This window comes from Bdellovibrio bacteriovorus (genome assembly GCF_041888015.1).
In the GTDB taxonomy this organism is placed as follows: domain Bacteria; phylum Bdellovibrionota; class Bdellovibrionia; order Bdellovibrionales; family Bdellovibrionaceae; genus Bdellovibrio.
Window position 1 is genome coordinate 2,882,462 of the sequence record NZ_CP168968.1, and the last position, 20,548, is coordinate 2,903,009.

The window sequence follows — 20,548 nt, forward strand, 5'->3', positions numbered from 1 at the left end:
TTCCGTCCTTACTTCATGAGATAGTTGATAAAGAAGCCAGAGATCAGATCGAAGGAACTGATGATAACACTGGAAATAAGAACCATCACAACACACGCAATCGTCATTGCCGTCGTGTCTTTGCGTGAAGGCCATACAATCTTACGAACTTCGGAAACAACTTCTTCACCCCAAGCATGAATGCGTGGGTTGAACTGCAAAGCTGCGAAAAGTGCAAAGCCCGTCAAAACCGGCAAACCGTGGCGAACCATATCAGAGTCTGCAGCACGAGCCACAACACCGAACGCGCCAGCGAATGCCTTAATAAGAAGAGACACAGTCAAACCGACCAAGATACCTGCAAGTGCAAAGCTGATAGTCAAAATCTTAGAGTTCGCCTTTTCCATTGTTCCTCATCCTAAAGTTATGGAGTCAAAATTGGCAGGGGCGGAGGGATTCGAACCCACGACCTAACGATTTGGAGTCGTTCGCTCTACCACTGGAGCTACACCCCTGCACTTAAAAATACAAAAAAATCGCACGTGCCAAGAAACACCGAAGGGGACCCTCTTGTCAAGGAGTCCCCCGGGTGATTTTACTTCAGCCTATGCTGCGTTAAATCCTACTCAAGGATTTCGATAACAACGCCGGCGCCAACTGTACGGCCACCTTCGCGGATCGCGAAACGCAATTCTTTTTCCATTGCGATTGGAGCGATCAACTCAACTGCCAATTCAACGCGGTCACCAGGCATAACCATTTCAGTTCCAGCTTTCAAAGTACAAACACCAGTTACGTCTGTTGTACGGAAGTAGAACTGAGGACGGTAACCATTGAAGAATGGAGTGTGACGTCCGCCTTCTTCTTTAGTTAGGATGTACGCTTCAGCTTTGAATTTTTTGTGAGGTTTTACAGAACCTGGTTTCGCCAAAACTTGACCACGTTCAACTTCTTCTTTTTTAGTACCACGAAGAAGAACACCGCAGTTGTCTCCAGCTTGACCTTCATCAAGAAGTTTACGGAACATCTCGATACCAGTTACTGTTGTTTTTTGAGTTGGACGGATACCGATGATTTCGATCTCGTCACCAACTTTAACGATACCACGCTCTACACGGCCAGTAACAACTGTACCACGACCAGAGATAGAGAATACGTCCTCTACTGGCATCAAGAAAGTTTTGTCAGTAGCACGAACTGGTTCAGGGATGTAAGCATCACAAGCGTCCATCAATTTCATGATAGCTGGACGACCGATTTCAGAAGTATCACCTTCCAAAGCTTTCAATGCAGATCCTTTAACAACTGGGATCTCATCGCCAGGGAATTCGTATTTAGAAAGAAGTTCGCGAACTTCAAGCTCAACAAGGTCCAACAATTCTTTATCGTCAACCATGTCAACTTTGTTCATGAATACAACTAGAGCAGGAACACCTACTTGACGTGCAAGAAGGATGTGCTCACGTGTTTGTGGCATTGGACCGTCAGCAGAAGAAACTACTAGGATAGCTCCGTCCATTTGTGCGGCACCAGTGATCATGTTTTTTACGTAGTCGGCGTGGCCTGGGCAGTCAACGTGAGCGTAGTGACGTTTGTCAGTTTCGTACTCAACGTGAGTTGTAGAGATAGTGATACCACGTTCTCTTTCTTCAGGAGACTTATCGATTTGATCGTAAGACATCGCCTGAGCTTTACCAGCTGCTGCAAGAGTAGTAGTGATAGCAGCAGTCAAAGTTGTTTTACCATGGTCAACGTGACCGATTGTGCCGATATTTACGTGCGGCTTCGAACGGTTAAATTTCTCTTTAGACATTATTCCTCCTGCAGAGATTTATTTTTAAGTCTTAAACCATTTATCAAAAATCAAATCAATAAGTAACAAGTGGAGCCCATGATCGGAGCCGAACCGACGACCTCACCCTTACCAAGGGTGTGCTCTACCACTGAGCTACATGGGCATCTGTTCTGAAATTTGGAGCGGGAGACGGGTCTCGAACCCGCAACCCTCTGCTTGGAAGGCAGATACTCTAGCCAATTGAGCTACTCCCGCCCATCAGAACGCCCAGAAGAGAAGTAAACTCCTCTTCCCATCTCTTTGCAAGTCGACATTCAAAAATGGTGGGCAGGGAAGGATTCGAACCTTCGTAGACGTAAGCCAACGGATTTACAGTCCGTCCCCTTTAGCCACTCGGGCACCTACCCAGTTTGTGAATGTTGACTCAGAAAAAAATGGAGCTGGTTATGGGACTCGAACCCGCAACCTGCTGATTACAAATCAGCTGCTCTACCAATTGAGCTAAACCAGCCTTACTGAGATAACCGAAATGTTTTACGGAGAAAAACAGTGTCCGTCAAAGATATTTATTCGCCAGATTACGATTTTTTTCGATTTCCGTGCGCCGCGTGCTGCCTTAAGGTCTCCGTTAACGCCATCGCTGTTGCCACCGATGCGTTATAACTCGCCGAAGAGCTAGCTTGCGGGATGACGACTAATTCATCACAAAGTCTTTCGGTTGTCACTCTCATTCCTTTATCTTCGGAGCCAATGGCCCAAACAACTTTGTCTGGCAGCTCTAGATCAAAGATAGAACGTTTTCCACGAGGACTTAAACCGTAAATCCAATAACCTTTTTTCTTAAGTTCATCCGCATAGTTAGCAAAGTTCGTAGTTTCTTCAACCGGAACGTGCTCAACCCCACCGCAAGCCACTTTATGCACCGTGGGAGTCAACCCCACCGCACGGTCTTCCGGAATCAGCACACCTTGTGCGCCAACCAACCATGAAGTTCTGAGGATTGCTCCTAAATTGTGAGGATCCTCAATACCGTCCAAAATCAGCATGATGGACTTGTCCAGATTTTCTAGACCCGCCAGATCAAGTTCCGGGGCTCCATCAACAAAGATGGCAGCACCCTGCTGAGACGGTCCGAATTTCTCAAGAACCTGTTCGGACTTCACATCGACTTTGATACGCAGTTTTTGCGCACGATCATTCATCTCGCGCAAATCGCCGGAAGTCTCCCAGCCCTGACGAAGCCAGAAGCCTTTTACCTTTGAAGGACGCACACTCAGAACTTCGTTGATCGCATGCGTGCCAATCACCACACGCCAGTCGCGAGGGATATAATCGGCCCGAGGCTGAGAGTTCTGTTGTTGCGGAGAGTGAGGACGGCCGCCTCCACCACGCCCGTGCTGTGGACGTTGAGAGGAGGAGTTTTTGCCAGAGGGACGAGCGTTATTTTTCTTCATATACAGCCATTACAAAATCAGTTGCTGCTTCCTTCACATTGGAAGCTTCCAGAATAGGGCGACCCACAACCAAAGCAGAAGCCCCCTTACGAAGCGCCTCTTTCGGTCCCATGATACGTTTTTGATCGCCGGAATCCTGCATACTAAAGCGAATTCCCGGAGTGACAAGGTAAAGATCACGGTTTTGTAAAAGGTCTAATTCGTGAGGGGAACAAACCACGCTGGAAAGCCCGGCATCTTGCACCAAAGAGGCAAGGTCTGTCACATGCTGGGCAATCGGTTGCTTTTTCATATTCCCCGGCAAAGAGCTCTGATCCCACGAGGTCAGAATCGTCACTGCCAAAATTTTAAAAGGCCTTTGTTGATTGAGCTCTTTTTCAACAGCCGCCATACGCTGCAAAGCTTCCTTGCCGCTTAAAGCATGCACCGTCACCAAAGAGGCGCCCGCCTCAAAACTGGCGCGAACCGCAGCCTCCATCGTAGAGGGAATATCGAAGTGCTTGTTATCCAGGAAAATCGGCCCGCGCTGGGCCATCTCTTTCACAAACTCCATCCCATAACGCAGACACAAACGTGGCCCCAACTTAAAGCCCCCGACTATTTCCGACAAATCATCAGCAATTTTCAGCGCCTGATCGCGGGTGTCCACGTCCAAGGCCAAAATAATAGGGTTTTTCATCGGATGCGCGCGCAAGTTCTTTCTCATGGAGTCTCCTGGAATGCCTTCAGGGGTTCTGCGGATTCTATGTAAAAATTATGCCGAGGGCATCAAAGATTGTCTTTCGCGGACTGCGTTAGTAGGTTCCGCCCGTCAACAGAATCTAAATAACCTCAAATTGGAGAATACATGAAAGCTCTTCTTATCGCTTTGGCATTCGTTTGCGCAGCTTCTTCCTCTCACGCAGCTCTTTCCTGCGGTCAGCTTGTTTCTTACAAAACAAAATTGGCTAACGAGATGAACTGGATCAGAGAGAAAATGAGACAGACAAGAAACTCTGACAAACTTGAGCTTTACATGGACCAATACGAAGAGCTTTATGCTCGCTACCAAAACGTAGACAAAGCAATCAAAAGCGATTGCCAATAAGTCTCTGAAAAAAGGCCGCCGACACAGCGGCCTTTTTTATTTTGCTCCCCGACATAGCATTGGGCACGGGGATTTGAACTTCCCCTGGAAGCGTCTTCTAATAGGTAAATGGAAAACGCCGTCCATCACTTTCATTCCTTTGAAGCTGCCGCCGACCATCTGCTGTCTCACCTGGGAAACGAAATTCGCCTGGCCACCCCCTTGGGGCTGGGAAAACCAAACCAACTGCTCAATACCCTGTATTCCCGTATCAAAGAGCTCCCCGAAAAACGCCTGCATATCTATACCGCTCTGTCGCTAGATCCCCCCTCAGGAGCCAGCGATCTGGAACAACGCTTTTTACAGCCCTTTGTTGAACGGCACTTCGGATTGGACTATCCCCGCTTCTTATACCTTCAGGATATCAAGAAAAACCAATTGCCCGAAAATGTCCGCGTCCATGAGTTTTATTTCCAAGCCGGGCAAGCCCTCAAAAGTTCGTTATCCCAACAAGACTATGTCAGTCTGAACTATACTCATGTCGCCGCTTACATTTTCAGTCAAAAAATCGACGTGATCCTGCAAATGGTCGCCAAAAAAACCGATGCCCAGGGAAATATCCGCTACAGCTTAAGCTGCAACCCGGATCTGACTTTGGATGTTGCCGACCTTTACAAAAAATCCGGGCGGGCCCTGCACATCATCGCGGTTGTCCATCCCGGACTGCCCTTTGTGGGCGAAGATGCCGAGGTCAGCGAAAATTTCTTTTCGGCAGTTATCGAGGACCCGTCTATTTATAAAAAACTTTTTGCTTTGCCGCGCACTCCGGTTGATGCCACTGACTTTATGATCGGTTTTCTGGCAAGCCATCTTCTGGAAGACGACGGGACTCTGCAAATCGGAATTGGCTCTCTGTCAGATGCGCTGGTTTATTCAGCCCGCTTGCGACATCAGCAAAACACCACGTTTTTGCAGCTCTCGGAACAGATCCTGTCCCATCGGCGTCCTGCCACAGAACTGGAACTATTCAAAAGCCCTTTTCAGGTGGGACTCTATGGCACCAGTGAAATGGTGATGGATGGATTCATGCATCTGCGCCGGGCTGGCATTCTAAAGCGCGAAGTGCAGGAACCGCTCAGTAAAAAGAAGCGTTATCTGCATGGGGCTTTTTTTCTGGGCTCGGAAGAGCTTTATCAATGGCTGCGCGAGCTTTCGGACGAAGACTATGCCGGACTGAACATGACCCGCGTTTCGATCGTCAATGACCTGTACGACTACAACGAACTGGCTCTGCGCCGACAGCGCCGCAAGGCCCGGTTCTTTAACACTTGCATGAATGTCACTCTTCTAGGTGGTGCCGCTTCTGACACTTTGGAAAACGGCTCAGTCGTCAGTGGCGTCGGAGGACAATATAACTTTGTAGCCATGGCCCATGAGCTGGAGGGGGCTCTTTCGGTGCTGATGTTGCGAAGCACGCGATGGCACAAAGGGCAACGCCGCTCCAACATTGTCTGGGGCCACGATCAATTGACGATCCCCCGGCATCTGCGTGACGTCGTCATCACGGAATACGGCATCGCTTTCTTGCGCGGCAAAACTGACGAAGACGTGATTCGCGAGCTTTTAAATATTACCGATTCAGAATTTCAAGAAGACTTAAAACAACAAGCCCAGAAAGCCGGGAAACTTCACAAGGACTATCAAATCCCCGAGTGGGCCCGTCATAACACGCCGGCTGCTTTAGCCCAGCAATGCAAAAGTGCGGGATTTGATCGGCACTTCCCGGCCTTTCCCTTTGGCAGTGATTTTACTATGCATGAAGAACGGCTGGTCTTGGCCCTAAGCCATTTGAATGAAGAGAGGAATATTTCCCTCTGGCGCCTTTTACCATTATTTAGACAAGGCTGGCGCAGATCCAAAATGTTCAGGGACTCTTTGGAACGAATGAGACTTCTGCGCCCCAAGAGTCCTCAAGAGTGGCTTTATCGGGCCCTGGTCTCGGGCGCTTTACACAGAACAGAAAGGCGCCTTACTTCGTCTTTTTCTGAAGAACAACATTGATGTCCTGGGCCAGATCCTGGAAATAGTCGTTTTCACGCAAATGGATCTCGACCGAATCCAGATTTTCTTCCGCCATCCGTTTGACGGTGCGTTTGATATTAAAGAGCGGACCGACAATTCTGCGGGTCATGCGGTTGAAGTACCAGACGCCCACCACCAACCCCAACAAAACAGGAATCAACTGGTACACCAGAAAGACCGTCTTATACCGCCCGATAAACTCCGACACCGACATCAGAGAAAACGCCCCAGTACCGGCCAGCTCTTGAATTTTTCCGATAAAAAGATACGCGGCGAAAATCTGCCCTAAGAAAAGAACGGCCACAAACAGGCTGACGTGCATGACCACATCAAACTGCACTTCGCGATTTACTATCAGCTTGCGACGAGGGCGGAAGGTTTTCATATCCTACCATTATATCTGATGACTCCGGGCTTTCCGAAACTATTCCCTGTCCGTCCACCCGGAACGTGTCTGTTTGAGAAACGACCAAAAGTTCATCACTGCAGACCCTATTGATTCCAGATAAAGCGAGCCACAGCGTCACGGTCAAAGACACAGTGTCCGCCCTGCACCGGCAACCAACTGGCGATCACCCCTTGGGTCTTTGCCGCCTTGACGAACTCGGCCGAACCTTCCTGGAAGCCAAACTCATCCTTCATCCCGGTAGAGACCAGATAAACCTGCTTGATGGAAGGATCAAAAGTCTTGATCAACAGCAAAGGATCATGGCGTTGCCAGTCTTCCTGGGTTTTGAAGAATTCACGCGAAATATCCAACATCATATTCACGCGCGAGCGCAAAGCCTTGGTTCTTGCTATATAACGTTCAATCGCCTCCGGTGGATCAAAAGGCCCGACCGTGGTGATCGCCGGACACATCAAAACCACCTTCAGGAAAGTCCCCGGCATCTGCAAAGAAGCCTGAACAGAGTTAAAGCCCCCCATGGACTGCCCCATAAGCAGGCGACGGCCCTTGCCCAGACCGCCGATTTGGCCTTCCAGAAAAGGCATCATTTCGTCGCGAAAGGCCGTGATCAAAGGAAACTCTTCATTATTCACCAGCAGCCAGATTTCGCCGAAGGAAATGGTGATGATGGTGGGCTGATACCCTTGTGAACTCCACTTCTTTTCAATCCACTGGGTGCCTTGAGTTTGCGTGAACCAGGTTCGGGCATTGCCCCCCAGACCATGGAAGAAATAGACAACGTCCTGAGTTTTGGTACGATCCGTGGTTTGAATGCAGTAATCATAGGAATAACCCGCAGAGATTTCCTTAGTCCCGCATGTCTGAGCTGCCTGCCCTTGGACTGAAACCAATGCGAACGAGAGCATTAGGAACCAGATGGCCTTTCTCATTTCTCACCTCCACGCTATTAAGCGTTACTGAAATGGACGCAAAAGGCAATCTTCGTCTGCAGTCCCCAAGATCCCCCTTGGGCACTAACACCGGACTTTGGAAATGAAGCTATCAGACTGGCAACAGAGAAAATAAAAAAGACCGCCTTTGGGGCGGTCTTTTGAGGTGGACTATAAAGGTCCTGAAAGTTCTTAGAACAAGTTGATGTTCGCAGAAAGAGCTACGTTTGTTCTGTCAGCTCTGATGTCTTTCGGCGTGAACTGGATATTTGGATACAAGTAGATATCACGAGTGATGGAGATACCTGTACCTACAGACTGATATGGCTCAACTTGCACGTTGTCGTTCTCACCTTGGTAGCGAGTGAATTGGAAGTAACCAAACACCGTACGGAAAGAATAACGATCGTTGAAAGAATACTGAAGGAACGGATACAAACCGAAGCCCAGCTCCGTGCGCTTATAAAGCCCCAGATCCATTCTTTTCAGAAGCTTCGCATCTGTGACATCGCTGCCATAAAGGGTCTTGCTGATGGTCAAGCTAGTTCCACCGTTCCATTTGGACTTACCGAAGTTAGCCAAAACAGTATGACTGAAGCTTGTCGCACCAAAGACTTTTTCAACGTTTACAGAGTCACTGTCCGTTGCGTGAGAATACTGAAAACTGGAGATCATCTGTGTGTCGAAAGCACGGTAACCACGGCTCCAGCTTACGTATGGGGTGGAGATCTGGTAACGAGCCAGGGAACCATCGCGGCCTTTGCGCTCATCTTGCGCTGGCTTGGTGATGTCGCCGTGAAGAGGGTCAATAATCGTGATGCCAGTACCGAAGCTGATATTGTCACGCTCGCCCAAACGGTAATTGATACCCACATCACCGGACAAAGAAGTCATAGCTTCCATCGTCGCAGACGCACGGTAGTTGGGACGAACACTATGCAAAGGCTCCTGAATAGAACCACCTGAGTATGCCAAGCTGGATTTGAAAGACCATTTGGATTTGGAACCCAATTGAGCTCTCATGCGGGCATCAGTGATTTCGCTGTCGATATCTTTGTTTTTCTCGTCAGCTTTTTTCAGGTCTTCCATTTTAACAGTGCTGGAATTTGTATTCACACTTGCTGTGGAAGAGTTTTGCGCGAACGCCGCAGGGGCCATCAACAACCCTGTCGCAGCCAGTACCAGATATGCATTCTTATTCATCATTATTGACTCCATTGTTAATGAATAGGCCCAAGCTATAGCCCACTCTCAGAATGTGAGTCCACCAATAAATCCCACCCTAAAAAAATAGACCCTTTGACCATTCCTTAGACAGTGCGAATCTGACCATTTCCCCTCTGAACAGAGCCTAAAACCCAATGCTTTTCGTTCTGAGCCTCCAGCCAGTGGCGAATCTTCGCTGCCTCACTATTTTTGACCAAGAGCACCAACCCCACACCCATATTGAAGGTGCGATACAGCTCTTCGCGTGGCAGCTCCAGCCGAGGTAAGATCTTTTGAAAGACCGGGGCCATTTCGCCCACGGACGGCCATCCGCTCAGGTCGTAGTCAAAGGATTCACTCATGCGCGGAATATTGTGAACTCCACCGCCCGTGATGTGCGAGGCTCCCTTAAGCGCCCCGCGGAACTCTTTGCGAAGAGCTGTTACCAGCTTTACATAAATGCGGGTTGGAGTCAGAAGTTCACGCATCAACTCGATTTCGTCGTCCTTCACCAGCTTTCTGAGCAGCGAATATCCGTTGGAATGAAAGCCCGAAGAAGGCAGGGCCAGCAGCACATCCCCGTCCTCGATGTTGTTTTCATTATACATCTCTTCCGGGGTCATCTCGCCCACGCTGAATCCGGCCAGATCATATTCATTGCCTTGATAAACGCCGGGCATTTCTGCGGTTTCGCCCCCGATCAAGGCCATCCCTGACTGACGGCAACCGTCGACCATTCCGGCGATCAGCTCTTCACTGACTTTAGTGTCGAGTTTTCCAAAGGCCATGTAATCCAAAAAGAACAAAGGTTTTGCGCCGACACAAAGCAGGTCATTCACACACATGGCCACCAGATCTATACCGATACCGTGGTGACTGTCCAACTTCTGCGCCAGCTTGAGTTTCGTACCCACACCATCCGTGCAGGACGCCAAGTATTTTTCTTCATTCAACTTGTAAACAGCCGCAAAGCCACCAATTCCCTGCACGACTTGATCATTGAAGGTCGTCGGGACCAAATTCTTAATACGCTCCACAAACGCATCAGCTTTCGTGATATCAACGCCGGAATCTTTATAATCAACCACAACAACTCCTTATATTTTAGAACTCTGTAACGTGGGTTTTAGTGTAGGAAGTGGCGACGCCCTGAAAACATCATTGCCACTCCCAGACGATCGGCTTCAGCAATCACATCGGCGTCTTTCACCGAGCCTCCCGGCTGAATGATGTGCTTCACACCCAACCGAGCTGCCACTTGCACCGAGTCCGGGAACGGGAAGAAGGCATCTGAGGCCAGCATCACTTCGGAAAGATCTTCGATACCCTTATCCTTCAAGCGCGAAGCAATCAGCTTTTCAATGCAATCCACGCGATTGGTCTGTCCTGAACCCATGGTTAAAAGCTCAAATTCAGGTCCGTCCTGACGGCAAAGAGCGATGGCGTTGCTTTTCAGATTCTTCACCGCCAACATTGCAAAGGCTGCCAGTTTTTCTTTTTCTGGTGACAACACCTTCTGGGTCACAGTTTTCATCTGCGACAGATTCCAGGTGTCCGCGTCCTGCACCAACAAACCACCTTCAATCGTACGCACCTGAGGATTCGGTTGAAAATTCAGGGAGACTTCCATCACACGACAGTTCTTTTTCAACTTTTCACGGGCACTGTCCTCGAAAGCGGGCGCCAGAATCACTTCGACAAATTTTTCAGAGAAGAAAGTGGCGATTTCGTCAGTGACTTTTATGTTCAGGGCAATGATGCCTCCGAAAGAGCTTTTCTCGTCCCCTTTCCAGGCTTTCTCCAAAGCGCGCAATGGGGTTTCAGAGATCGCCAGTCCGCAAGGCGTGTTATGTTTCACAACCACCGCCGTCGGCAACGCCTTGTCTCCCTGCCAGGATTGCACGTCTTGCAAAGTCTTAAGGGCGAAGTCCGCATCCAGATAGTTATTGTAAGACATCTCTTTTCCCTGCAAGGACTTGGCATGAGCCAGGCCTACCTGGAAAGGGTCTTTCAGAACAAGAGCTTTTTGATGGGGATTTTCCCCATAGCGCAAAACCTGCCCAGCTTGTTCAGTCATGTAGCCGGCAATGGCCAGATCGTAAAAGGCGGTCATTGTATAAACTTGCGCCGCACATCTTTGGCGGAACTCCAGGGTGGTGCTGCCCTGGTGATTTGTAAGCTCTGTGCAGAACTCTAGATATTGAGACGGCTGGCTTAGCACCGTAACCGATTGGAAGTTCTTGGCTCCCGCCCGCAGAAGTGTCGGCCCGCCAATATCGATATTTTCGATGCACTCTTGAAAGGGGGATTGTTTTTTTAAAGTCTCGTGGAACGGATATAAATTCACCACCACCAAATCCAAGGGCTCAATGCCCAGTTCTGCGGCCTGCTGAACATCACTGTTATCTTCGCGACGGAAGAGCAACGCTGAAGCGATCTCAAAGCTGATGGTTTTCATGCGGCCCTGGAAGGCTTCGCCTTTGCCACTTAAGTTTTCCACCGGAGTGACTCTGTGACCAGCCTCCGTCAACACTTTGGCTGTGCCACCACTGGCAATCAGCTCGATACCGTGATCGGCCAAAGTTTTAGCCAGTTCTAACAAACCAGTTTTATCAGACACACTAAGCAACGCTCTGCGAATGGGCTTCATGAATGACTCCTTAGATATTGAACAGCACTTTTAAAGAATTCCAGACCGTAAGCTTTTCCCGGCATCGGCAAATGCCAGTCATACAAAGCCGCCTCTGGATGGGGCATCAAAGCAAACACCAAACCCGAAGGGTCACAGATCCCAGCGATCTGTGCCTGCGCCCCATTCACATCTTCGGTATAACGAAGAACTGCCTGGTTGTTGTTGATCAGGCGGTTTAACAACGATTCATCCTGACATACGAAACGGCCCTCACCATGACGGATGGGCAGCGCAAACTGCGTGGGAAGATTCTTCGTCCAAACGCAGGGTGAATTTTCATTTCTTTGAACCTCAATCCAGCGATCGATGAAGTGACCTTGTTCGTTTTTCACCAACGCACAACTGCGCTGAAAGTCAGCATCCGGCAGCAGACCAAGTTTTACCAGAGTTTGAAAGCCGTTGCAGATACCCATAACCGGCTTCGTTTTCACAAACTCCTGCAATTCATTCTTTAAGCGAAGCTCCAGCTTTAAAGCCAAGACCTGACCGCTGCCCAGATGATCTCCGAACGAAAATCCTCCGGGAATGACCAGGGCCTGATAAGAGCCCAGCTGTGCCGGCTCCTCAAGCAGAGCATTGACGTGGACCTTGCAGGCCTCCGCCCCTGCCAATTCGATGGCGCGTGCGGTTTCGTTTTCACAGTTAATGCCATCTCCCCACAAAACCAAAAATTTAGGCTTGATAGACATTGAGAACTCCTTTGCTCCAAATGTCGCGCAGATCCTTCAGATCTACTTCGTGGTGGCTCCCTTGGAAATCCCAAGACATCATCGCTTTTTCTGTCACGACACCCAAAGCGCGCGCTTCGGGGAAGTGCGCCTTGAATTGCGGGTCGTTGTCCGGATGAACGCTGACGACAAACAAGGAACCCGTTTCCGACCAGAGCTGATTCCAATTTAAAGAATTGATCTGCAAATCCATTCCCAAGTCGTTGCCAAAACCCGCTTCCGCCAACGCCGCCATCAGGCCGCCTTCGGAAATGTCATGACAGGATTCCAGCAGTTCACTTTGATGAGCTTGAAAGATCCGCTGATACAGTTTTTGATTGCGACCCAGATTCGGGTATTCTGGTTTATCGCTGGTCACAAAGTATTCTTGGGCCAGAACCGATCCATAAAGGCTTTCCGTCAGATCGCCCAAAAGATAGATTTGATCGCCCACATTTTGGAAGAATCCTGGGGCGGTTTTATCCGCTTCGGGAACTTGTCCAATCGCGGTCACCAACAAGGTCGGAGGTACTGAGATTTTCACGGTCTCCCCACCTTGAGTTTTACCGATGAAATCATTCTTCATGCTGTCTTTACCGCTGACAAACGGAGCCTGGTAGGCCAGTGCGGCCTGATACAAGCCCTCGCAGGCCCGAACCAGTTGAGCCATTTTATGATGAGCATCCGGGTTGCTGGATTTTTCCAATGGATCGGGCCAGCAGAAATTATCCACCAAGGCCATCTTGGCAGGATCGGCTCCGGTGGCGATCAGATTGCGAACCGCCTCATCCACGGCCTTTTGGGCCATCAAATAAGTGTCGTAATAGGAATACTGAGGGCAAAGACCATTTGAAACAGCCACGGCATTATTCGTATCACCCCCATGCACAGACAAATCCAGAACGCCGGCGTTGTTGGCGCCTTGCTGGGTCTTGCCACCATAGGGCTTTACTCGCGTCGCCCCTTGAACTTCGTGATCATAGTAGCGAATCAGGGGTTCCCGGGATGCGACATTCGGAGACGCCAGAACGACTTTTAAAACTTCGGCCAGATTTTTCGCGCTGACTTGTGGCAATGTTTTGCGGCCTTCGGCTCGGAAGAATTCCCGATAGTCCTGCGGCCCGGTGAAATGCGCTTTCAGCTGCAAACGGCTGAGTCCTTCATGCAGGAAGTGCAAATCCAAATGCGCCAACATGGTTTCACCGTGATGAACTTCAAAAACACCGGAGTCTGTGAACTCGCCAAGAACAGTGGCCTCCACTCCCATTTTTCGCGCAAGCTCCAGGAATTTTGTGACATTCGCAGGGTCCACTGCATAAGACATGCGTTCTTGAGATTCACTGATCAACATCTCCCAGAACTCCAAACCCTGATACTTCACGGGATGCTGACTGAGATCCATGCGCGCCCCGCCAGAATATTGAGCCATTTCCCCAATCGAGGAACTCACCCCGCCGGCTCCATTATCAGTGATTGCCTGAATCAGATTCTGGTCCCGCGCCATCAATGTGAAATCCAAAAGTCTTTTCTGAGTGATGCTGTCACCGATTTGAACAACATTGGAAGCCACTTGATCTTGCAATGCCAAAGAGCTGAAGGTCGCCCCATGAACGCCGTCTTTACCTAGTCTTCCCCCGGCCACAACAATACGGTCTCCGGCGCGGATGACTTTTTCTTCGGACCTGCGCCCCTGCACTGTTTTAGGCATGATCCCAATCGAGCCCACAAAGATCAGAGGTTTTGCCGCAAACTCGCTGGCAAAACAGAAACTGCCATTGATGGTTGGAATGCCGCTTTGATTGCCCCCTTCTTCCACACCTTGGTGCACACCGCGGAAGATCACGCCCGGATCTTTTAAAAGCTCCGGCCGCTTTGCTGAATCTTGGGGTGGGAAAAGATTTGGAGATGAAAGACAGAACACGTCCATGTTCGCCACAGGCTTTGCTCCCAAACCGCAGCCCAGAATATCGCGGTTCACACCCAGAATTCCGGTCAAAGCTCCGCCAAAAGGATCCAGAGCGGAGGGGCTGTTATGTGTTTCCACTTTTACACAGACATTCAGTTTGGAGTCAAAATCCACGATACCGGCATTGTCTTTAAAGACCGACACCAGATAGCCGCAATCTTCCAGGTCTTTGGTGGCTTGTTGAATATAGGTCTTATACAAGCTGGTAAACTTTTTGTTCCCAATGGCTGGAAGCTCTCCAGCGTTTTCCGTGTAATCCACCTCGGCCGCAAAGATCTTATGCTTACAGTGTTCGCTCCATGTTTGCGCCAAACATTCCAGTTCGACCTCGGTGATCTTGCCGTCCCAACCCCACTTTTTACGGCTGCTGGCAATTTCCTCTGAAGAGAAATGGTTCAAGATGGTTTTAATCTCTATGTCACTTAAGGCAAGGCCGCGCTCTTGATTGATTTTTTCCAAAGTGGCCTGATTGAGATCTAACAACAAAAGCTCTGGCGTGTGGGGGGAGGTCTTCCAGTAATCAGCAAAGGAGGCCCAGCTGTTTTGCTTTGTCAGCTCTTGCCCCGGGTTCACCGTCACTTTGTGCAATAAAGGATTGGCTATTGTTTGAAATAAAAGGCTTTCGATTTGCCCTTTGGAAACATCCCCGTGAATTTCCAATTCCCACCCGCTGTGAACTTCCAGGGGAAAATCCTGCCATGAAGAAGTATTATGTTGCGGAGCCAGCAACATCAAAGCTTCCGTCGCCGAGCGAGCAAGATTGTCTGTCACCCCTGCCAGGAAGCGGACTTCAACATAGGTTCGGCCTTCTTGGAACTTCGGAAAACCCCGGCGCATTTCTTCGGCAACAGGGTCCAAAAAGACTTTATCTAGATTCTTTTCAATATCCATTTCCATCAGGGCATTTGCCTTCGGCAGCACCCAGTAGAGTTTTCTTAGTTTTAAATCATGAACTGGCCCCGCTTGAAGAAGGGCTTTTTTAAGAGCATTTTCAGTGCTCAGATCAAAGCGGCTGCGAACAGATAGTCTTTGCATTTTTAAGTCTCCGTAAAATAACAAGTCTTCTGATGTCCCTCGGCAATATCCGTAAGGAAGGCTCCATAAATTTGATGTTCGACCCGATGAAATTTTGCTGACCACTCGGGCAGGGTTTCATTCCCAAGCGAGATTTTCTGCTGACGTAAAACCAACCCGGTATCCATCCCCTCGTCCACCAGATGCAGTGTCACACCACTTTCAGAAACCCGATCTGTGTAAGCTCGCGCAATCGAATCCACACCCGGATACGCGGGCAGCAACGACGGGTGAATATTCACCACTTGCGAAGCAGACTGATGCCAGGACTGAAGGGTCTTAAGAAAGTAGGGGCTGAGCAGTCGCATGTAACCCGCCAAAAGAACCCAGTCGATGTGATGCTCTTTTAACAACATCAAAATGGCGTCTTCATGGGTGCGACGGTCATTGAACTTCGCTCGCAAAAATGCAGGGACTCCCAAGTCCCGGGCTCTTTCCAGAACAGGTGCCTCTTCCTTATCAGATAGAACAAATCCGACTTCCAGTTTGTCGGCGCCCAGTTCCTGCGCCTTGCGAATCAAGGCCTGTGCGTTGCTTCCCGTTCCCGAGGCTAGAATGGCAATCCGTGCCGGTCTCATAGCCCTATATCCTGCCTAAGGTACATTCCCTCAAAATTGATTTGCGCCATTTGTTGATAAACTTTGCTTCGTGCCGCCAGTTTTGTTTCAGCCAGAGCGGTCACACCCAAAACCCGGCCACCAACATTGACAAGTTCGTTCTGAATCCGGCTGACTCCGGCAAAATAGAGATCCACTTTCGGATCATTAACGGTTGCCACCTGAATGGGACTTCCCAGCTTCATCGGAGAACTTGGGTAACCTTCGCTTGCCGCCACAACATGAACCGACACTTCCAGTGAAAGCTCACACACAGCGTTCTTCAGTTGATGGGTCACAGCTTTGACAATCAATCCGGTCAGATCCGAGCGCAAACGTGGTAACAGCGCCTGTGTTTCCGGGTCCCCCATGCGCACATTGTATTCCAGGACGTAAAGCCCCTGAGCCGTCTTCATCAGGCCTGCAAACAGAAATCCCTGATAGGGCATTTTTTTGCGATTCAGATGTGCCAAAGTTTTGGCAAAAATACTGTGAATGTCCTGATGATCCTCTGGCGTGATAAAGTCACATGGACTGTAAGCCCCCATGCCTCCGGTGTTCGCACTAAAGGGATCGGAAGAAATTCTTTTGTAGTCACAGGCTGTGCCTAAGACGACAAAGTCTTCACCATCGCACAAAGCAAAGGCAGACAGTTCGGGCCCTTGCAAGCATTCTTCCAAAAGCAGAGGGAAACTGAAGTGCTCACTCAAGGTCCGAACCGCTTCGCGGGCTTTCTCTTTACTTTCACAAACCCAGACGCCTTTTCCTTGAGCCAAGCCGTCAGCTTTGACAACCAGAGGCTTCATAAAGTCATGTTCATCCACGGCCTTCAAAGCTTCTGGCAAAGAATAGCTGACTTGGCAGGCCGCAGTTTTAACACCGGCTTCTTTTAAGACACCTTTACAAAACAGTTTGGATGACTCCAGTTGAGCCACCTCTGCCGAAGGAGCAAAGCAGGAAATGCCACGGGCCTCCAGACGGGGCTTAAGATCGGAAAGGATCATGATCTCAGGACCAATCACCACCAGAGACACGCCGTTGCTGACACAGAAGTTTTCAATATCCTCGATACTTTCATAAGGCGCACATGCAAGCCCCGCCTGCTGCATCCCTGAGTTGCCGGGACAAATCCATAAGTCGGTGATCATTGAGGACTTTAGCAGAGCCTGCGCCAAAGCGTGCTCCCGTCCTCCTTTTCCGACGACAACAACCTTCATGATAAAGACTCCATCTCTTGAACTTTTTTAAACCAGAATTTCAAATTCACTTCAGATGCAAAGGGTGTCAGCTTTTTCAGAGCCACAGCCACTTCGTTAGCCAACGCCTGATACAGGTAAGAGCTGATCTGTCTCTGTGAAGGATTCAGTGGCAATGGCTGTTGCTTGAGTTCTTCAACACAGATTTTTTTCCAATCTTGAGTCTTTCGTTCTTTAGCCAGTTCCTTGGCTTTTTTGACAGCCTCGCTCCAGGCAGAGCCTGCATAGATCTGGCGCAGGAACTCTTTGGACAGCGGCAGATTTTCGTAGGTCAGGCGCAACTCATCCGGGCCGATGGAATCCACTAGCATCAATTCGCGCTGCCCGTTCACGTCATTCTTAAAAGCATATTCAACTTTACCATCCCAAAGTTTCACACCGAACGAGGCAAAAAGATCTTCCAGAAGCTTACTCACCTGTTGCGTCTGAGCCTTCAGGCTGTGCAATTCAGCGTCTGACACCACATTCATGGCCTGAATTTCCACCTTGGAAAGATAGCGATCTGTGCTTTCCAGCTTGGTGGAGACCTCCACCAAGGCAGGATCAAAGCTGTTGCCTCCGGTTGGCAGTTCGTTCAGCCCCAAATCCTGAGCATAAGCCGGATTCTTGGCCAAACGGGCTTCCAAGGAATTTCCCGCCCCCAAATGACGACGGAAGATCACTTCCAGCGGAACCAGACAATGCGTGGGACGATTGGCATAAAGACTGTAATCATAGTGGTCCGTCTTCCATTGTGGCCTCAGGACATCGACAGCTTTGACATCTATGGAAGTTCGGCTTCTCGGTCCGACATAATGGGATGAAACTCCTTTTTCGGAAAGATACTCAAAGAACATCCCGGCCATGGCCGCCAAAGCCTCACCTTTCAATGGGATTTCGTCAGGCATTTCACCCCAATCAAAAATGGAATAGCGGTTGCTGTATTCAAAAGTGATTTGGTTATCACCATGTTGATAAAGATCCTTCACCGAGCCCTTATAGATCAGATTCATTTTGCCGCTCCCAAAATCATCATTTTTTTCCACTGAGCCACATAGTTAGTCACATTGTTGGCCCCGACCCAAAATCCGCCGTGGCGGGCTTTGCCAAAGAAGTCCAACGCCAGGTTGGAACTTGCCAGTTGTTCTTTTTCACACAAGAACAGATTAAGCCCTTGCGTGCGCGGAAGCTCCCAGGGGCTGACAATTTCGCCGATGCAGTTGTTATCGTTGGCTGCGGTCCATTCTACTTTGAGTTGCGTCTGAACCTGAATTTCATCCAAGGCTTTTTGAATCGGCGAATAGCTTTCCAAGCTGCGGTTCCAATGCAGGCAGATTCGGTATTGAGGAACCCGAGCCATGCGCAGAATATAGTCACCAATCGTTCCGGCGTTTTCCTCGGTCACAGCCATCACCGGAACTCCACGAGGCATTTGTACGATAGACAAGAATGAATCCAGACCGGCGAAGGCACCATTGACCGCCACCCCAAATACAGGTTTTTCGGTCAGGGATGCCACCACTCCCGGAAGATGAGCCGCAAGCCCCGCCCCTGCGACAAAGACATCGGCCTTGCAGGTGGTGACAATCTCGTGAACCTTTTGCGGGTCCCGATGGGCCGAGGCCACTTCCATTTTTACGTCACCACATTTTTCAAGAGAGCGGCACAAGGGACCGTAAACTCGCTCATCGTTCGCACTGCCAAAAAGAACTTGTATTTTCATAGTTCACCACCAAGGTTAAGATTCCGCGTCTTCAAAAAGTTTTCGCTTGAGACCGGAACTGGATAATCACCATCAAGGCAGGCACTGCAAAGGCTGCTCAGTCCCAACCCTTCCTGCAAACGATTCAGAGGAAGAAAGACCAATCCGTCCACTTCCAGAATCCGCGCCACCTCCGCCTCGCTGCGTTTGTGCGCCACCAACGATTCCCCTTCCGGGAAATCAATGCCATAGAAACAAGGATGACGGATCGGCGGACAGGTGCTGGCCAAATAAACTTTTTCAGCTCCCGCTTCACGCAGCAGTCGCACAATACGATTGGAGGTCGTGCCCCGCACGATGCTGTCATCCACAAGCAGAATTTTTTTTCCTTTGATCTCGCTTTGTACTGGTGAAAGTTTCAGGTTCACCATCATCTTGCGCACTTCGGGCTCATTGACGATGAAGCTTCTTTGCACATAGCGATTTTTTATCAAAACCTCGCGGTAAGGTTTTTCCAGCACTTCTGCCAGTCGGCAGGCCGCTGCGCGGGACGTATCCGGCACTGGAGCCACCACGTCCACGTCCAGACCTTTCTTCTGACATTCCTGCGCCAGGATTTCTCCCAGCTTCAAACGCACTTCATAAACCGGGCGCCCATGCCACTCGGTTTCCGAGCCCGCAAAGTAGATCCATTCAAACATGCAAGGACGGGGTTTCTTGTCCGCCAGAATATAAGACTGAAAATTCAGATCTTTATCCACCAATACCAGCTCACCCGGGCGCAGATCGCGCCAATACTCAAATCCCAAACCGAAGAAGACCTGTTTTTCCGAAGCAAAGCAGTAGCTGTATTTATCACCTTGTTTTTTTCGACCAATCAGAAGAGGACGAATTCCATTCATATCGCAGAAGGCAAATAGTCCCTGATCAGCCAGCATGCCAATGGCACTATAGGCACCCTGGACTTGCTCCAAAAGCTCTTTCACCGAGGCTGACAGGTTGGCGGCGATATCCTGAGACTCTTTGCGGGAAGCCAATCCCACAGCCACCATGTGCATTAAAATTTCCAGATCATTGCGAGAGAATGTCCGACGCAGCTTTCGATCACGCAGATAACCCACGATCTCATCATAGTTGGTGACGTTCCCGTTATGGATCATACCGATTCCATAGGGGTAGCTAAGAAAGATCGGCTGCAGGTCCTCTTTATCAACACTGCCAATAGTAGAATAGCGGGTGTGCCCTAAAGCCATGCTGCCTTTCAGGCGTTTACGGCGTTCGCTGGTAAAGACGTCTTCAACCAGGCCAAGATCCTTTTCGAGATGGAACTGGCAGCGATCGAAGTCATAGCTCAGAATTCCAGCGGCATCCTGGCCGCGATGCTGAAGGGCGAACAAAGCCGGATACAGCTTTTCCCCAGCCTGATCTTCTCCGATAAGACCTACGACTCCGCACATGGAAGCACTCCCTGAAAAAACAAAAACGGCGTCACTGGGACGCCGTTTTCATTGATATTAATATTTGATTTTTTTAGCTGACACTTCGGGTTTACAGACACACAGCGGGTGCCAAATCGGGATTTCTCTCCCGAGGGTGGGGCTCCGAGTGGCATCGAATGTTTCAAAAACATTTCAGGTGTCATGGCCATCAACGCTA

General features: G+C 49.6%; 18 protein-coding genes and 5 tRNA genes. 2 read left to right on the forward strand and 21 right to left on the reverse strand.

Features of this window, described 5'->3' with window-relative positions; translation table 11 throughout:
* Positions 1–8 precede the first annotated feature (8 nt).
* The 9 genes from secE to pyrF form a co-directional block, all read right to left on the reverse strand.
* Positions 9–386, reverse strand: coding sequence for a preprotein translocase subunit SecE (secE, locus tag ACES2G_RS13845; protein ID WP_347359620.1), 378 nt, complete (start codon positions 384–386; stop codon positions 9–11).
* Between the two features lie 32 nt (positions 387–418).
* Positions 419–494: transfer RNA gene (locus ACES2G_RS13850), tRNA-Trp, on the reverse strand.
* Positions 495–601: 107 nt separating this feature from the next.
* A complete protein-coding gene (gene tuf / locus ACES2G_RS13855; RefSeq protein ID WP_374000518.1) occupies positions 602–1,792 on the reverse strand; it encodes an elongation factor Tu in 1,191 nt (396 codons plus the stop codon).
* Positions 1,793–1,862: 70 nt separating this feature from the next.
* A tRNA-Thr gene (locus tag ACES2G_RS13860) sits at positions 1,863–1,937 on the reverse strand.
* A gap of 15 nt (positions 1,938–1,952) precedes the next feature.
* Positions 1,953–2,029: transfer RNA gene (locus ACES2G_RS13865), tRNA-Gly, on the reverse strand.
* Positions 2,030–2,095: 66 nt separating this feature from the next.
* Positions 2,096–2,181: transfer RNA gene (locus ACES2G_RS13870), tRNA-Tyr, on the reverse strand.
* A gap of 28 nt (positions 2,182–2,209) precedes the next feature.
* A tRNA-Thr gene (locus ACES2G_RS13875) sits at positions 2,210–2,285 on the reverse strand.
* Between the two features lie 67 nt (positions 2,286–2,352).
* Positions 2,353–3,228 carry a TrmH family RNA methyltransferase gene (locus ACES2G_RS13880; RefSeq protein WP_374000519.1) on the reverse strand — a complete coding sequence of 292 codons (876 nt, stop codon included), beginning with the start codon at positions 3,226–3,228 and terminating at the stop codon, positions 2,353–2,355.
* A complete protein-coding gene (gene pyrF, locus ACES2G_RS13885; RefSeq protein WP_374000520.1) occupies positions 3,215–3,934 on the reverse strand; it encodes an orotidine-5'-phosphate decarboxylase in 720 nt (239 codons plus the stop codon). Before pyrF ends, ACES2G_RS13880 begins: the two co-directional genes overlap by 14 nt.
* Before the next feature lie 141 nt (positions 3,935–4,075).
* Between pyrF and ACES2G_RS13890 the strand changes: the two genes are divergently transcribed.
* A complete protein-coding gene (locus tag ACES2G_RS13890) occupies positions 4,076–4,315 on the forward strand; it encodes a hypothetical protein (RefSeq protein ID WP_374000521.1) in 240 nt (79 codons plus the stop codon).
* Between the two features lie 108 nt (positions 4,316–4,423).
* Entirely contained in the window at positions 4,424–6,355 is a 1,932-nt protein-coding gene (locus tag ACES2G_RS13895; protein WP_374000522.1) for an acetyl-CoA hydrolase/transferase C-terminal domain-containing protein, read from the forward strand.
* Here ACES2G_RS13895 and ACES2G_RS13900 read toward each other — a convergent pair.
* The 12 genes from ACES2G_RS13900 to purF form a co-directional block, all read right to left on the reverse strand.
* On the reverse strand, positions 6,324–6,761 hold the full coding sequence (locus ACES2G_RS13900) for a HAMP domain-containing protein (protein WP_347359540.1): 438 nt from the start codon (positions 6,759–6,761) through the stop codon (positions 6,324–6,326). The two genes, ACES2G_RS13895 and ACES2G_RS13900, sit on opposite strands and share 32 nt — an antisense overlap.
* 107 nt (positions 6,762–6,868) lie before the next feature.
* Positions 6,869–7,714 (reverse strand): alpha/beta hydrolase-fold protein, encoded by an 846-nt coding sequence (locus ACES2G_RS13905; RefSeq protein WP_347359539.1) that lies wholly within the window; start codon positions 7,712–7,714, stop codon positions 6,869–6,871.
* Positions 7,715–7,906: 192 nt separating this feature from the next.
* Entirely contained in the window at positions 7,907–8,920 is a 1,014-nt protein-coding gene (locus tag ACES2G_RS13910) for a hypothetical protein (RefSeq protein ID WP_374000523.1), read from the reverse strand.
* Positions 8,921–9,024: 104 nt separating this feature from the next.
* Entirely contained in the window at positions 9,025–10,008 is a 984-nt protein-coding gene (gene purM / locus ACES2G_RS13915; protein WP_347359537.1) for a phosphoribosylformylglycinamidine cyclo-ligase, read from the reverse strand.
* A gap of 38 nt (positions 10,009–10,046) precedes the next feature.
* Positions 10,047–11,570: a bifunctional phosphoribosylaminoimidazolecarboxamide formyltransferase/IMP cyclohydrolase gene (gene purH, locus ACES2G_RS13920; protein ID WP_374000524.1), complete on the reverse strand. Its 1,524-nt coding sequence runs from the start codon at positions 11,568–11,570 to the stop codon at positions 10,047–10,049.
* Entirely contained in the window at positions 11,567–12,301 is a 735-nt protein-coding gene (locus ACES2G_RS13925) for a phosphoribosylformylglycinamidine synthase subunit PurQ (RefSeq protein WP_374000526.1), read from the reverse strand. Before ACES2G_RS13925 ends, purH begins: the two co-directional genes overlap by 4 nt.
* A complete protein-coding gene (locus ACES2G_RS13930) occupies positions 12,285–15,320 on the reverse strand; it encodes an AIR synthase-related protein (RefSeq protein ID WP_374000527.1) in 3,036 nt (1,011 codons plus the stop codon). The genes ACES2G_RS13925 and ACES2G_RS13930 overlap by 17 nt, the downstream gene beginning before the upstream one ends.
* A 2-nt stretch (positions 15,321–15,322) precedes the next feature.
* The gene (purN, locus tag ACES2G_RS13935; protein WP_374000529.1) at positions 15,323–15,937 is read right to left on the reverse strand and encodes a phosphoribosylglycinamide formyltransferase; all 615 of its coding nucleotides are present in this window, start codon (positions 15,935–15,937) and stop codon (positions 15,323–15,325) included.
* On the reverse strand, positions 15,934–17,172 hold the full coding sequence (gene purD, locus ACES2G_RS13940; RefSeq protein ID WP_374000530.1) for a phosphoribosylamine--glycine ligase: 1,239 nt from the start codon (positions 17,170–17,172) through the stop codon (positions 15,934–15,936). Before purD ends, purN begins: the two co-directional genes overlap by 4 nt.
* Entirely contained in the window at positions 17,169–18,203 is a 1,035-nt protein-coding gene (locus tag ACES2G_RS13945; RefSeq protein ID WP_374000531.1) for a phosphoribosylaminoimidazolesuccinocarboxamide synthase, read from the reverse strand. Before ACES2G_RS13945 ends, purD begins: the two co-directional genes overlap by 4 nt.
* On the reverse strand, positions 18,200–18,913 hold the full coding sequence (locus tag ACES2G_RS13950; RefSeq protein ID WP_374000532.1) for an AIR carboxylase family protein: 714 nt from the start codon (positions 18,911–18,913) through the stop codon (positions 18,200–18,202). The genes ACES2G_RS13945 and ACES2G_RS13950 overlap by 4 nt, the downstream gene beginning before the upstream one ends.
* Complete coding sequence (purF, locus tag ACES2G_RS13955) at positions 18,910–20,349, reverse strand: amidophosphoribosyltransferase (RefSeq protein WP_347359725.1); 1,440 nt, start codon at positions 20,347–20,349, stop codon at positions 18,910–18,912. Before purF ends, ACES2G_RS13950 begins: the two co-directional genes overlap by 4 nt.
* Positions 20,350–20,548: the final 199 nt, after the last annotated feature.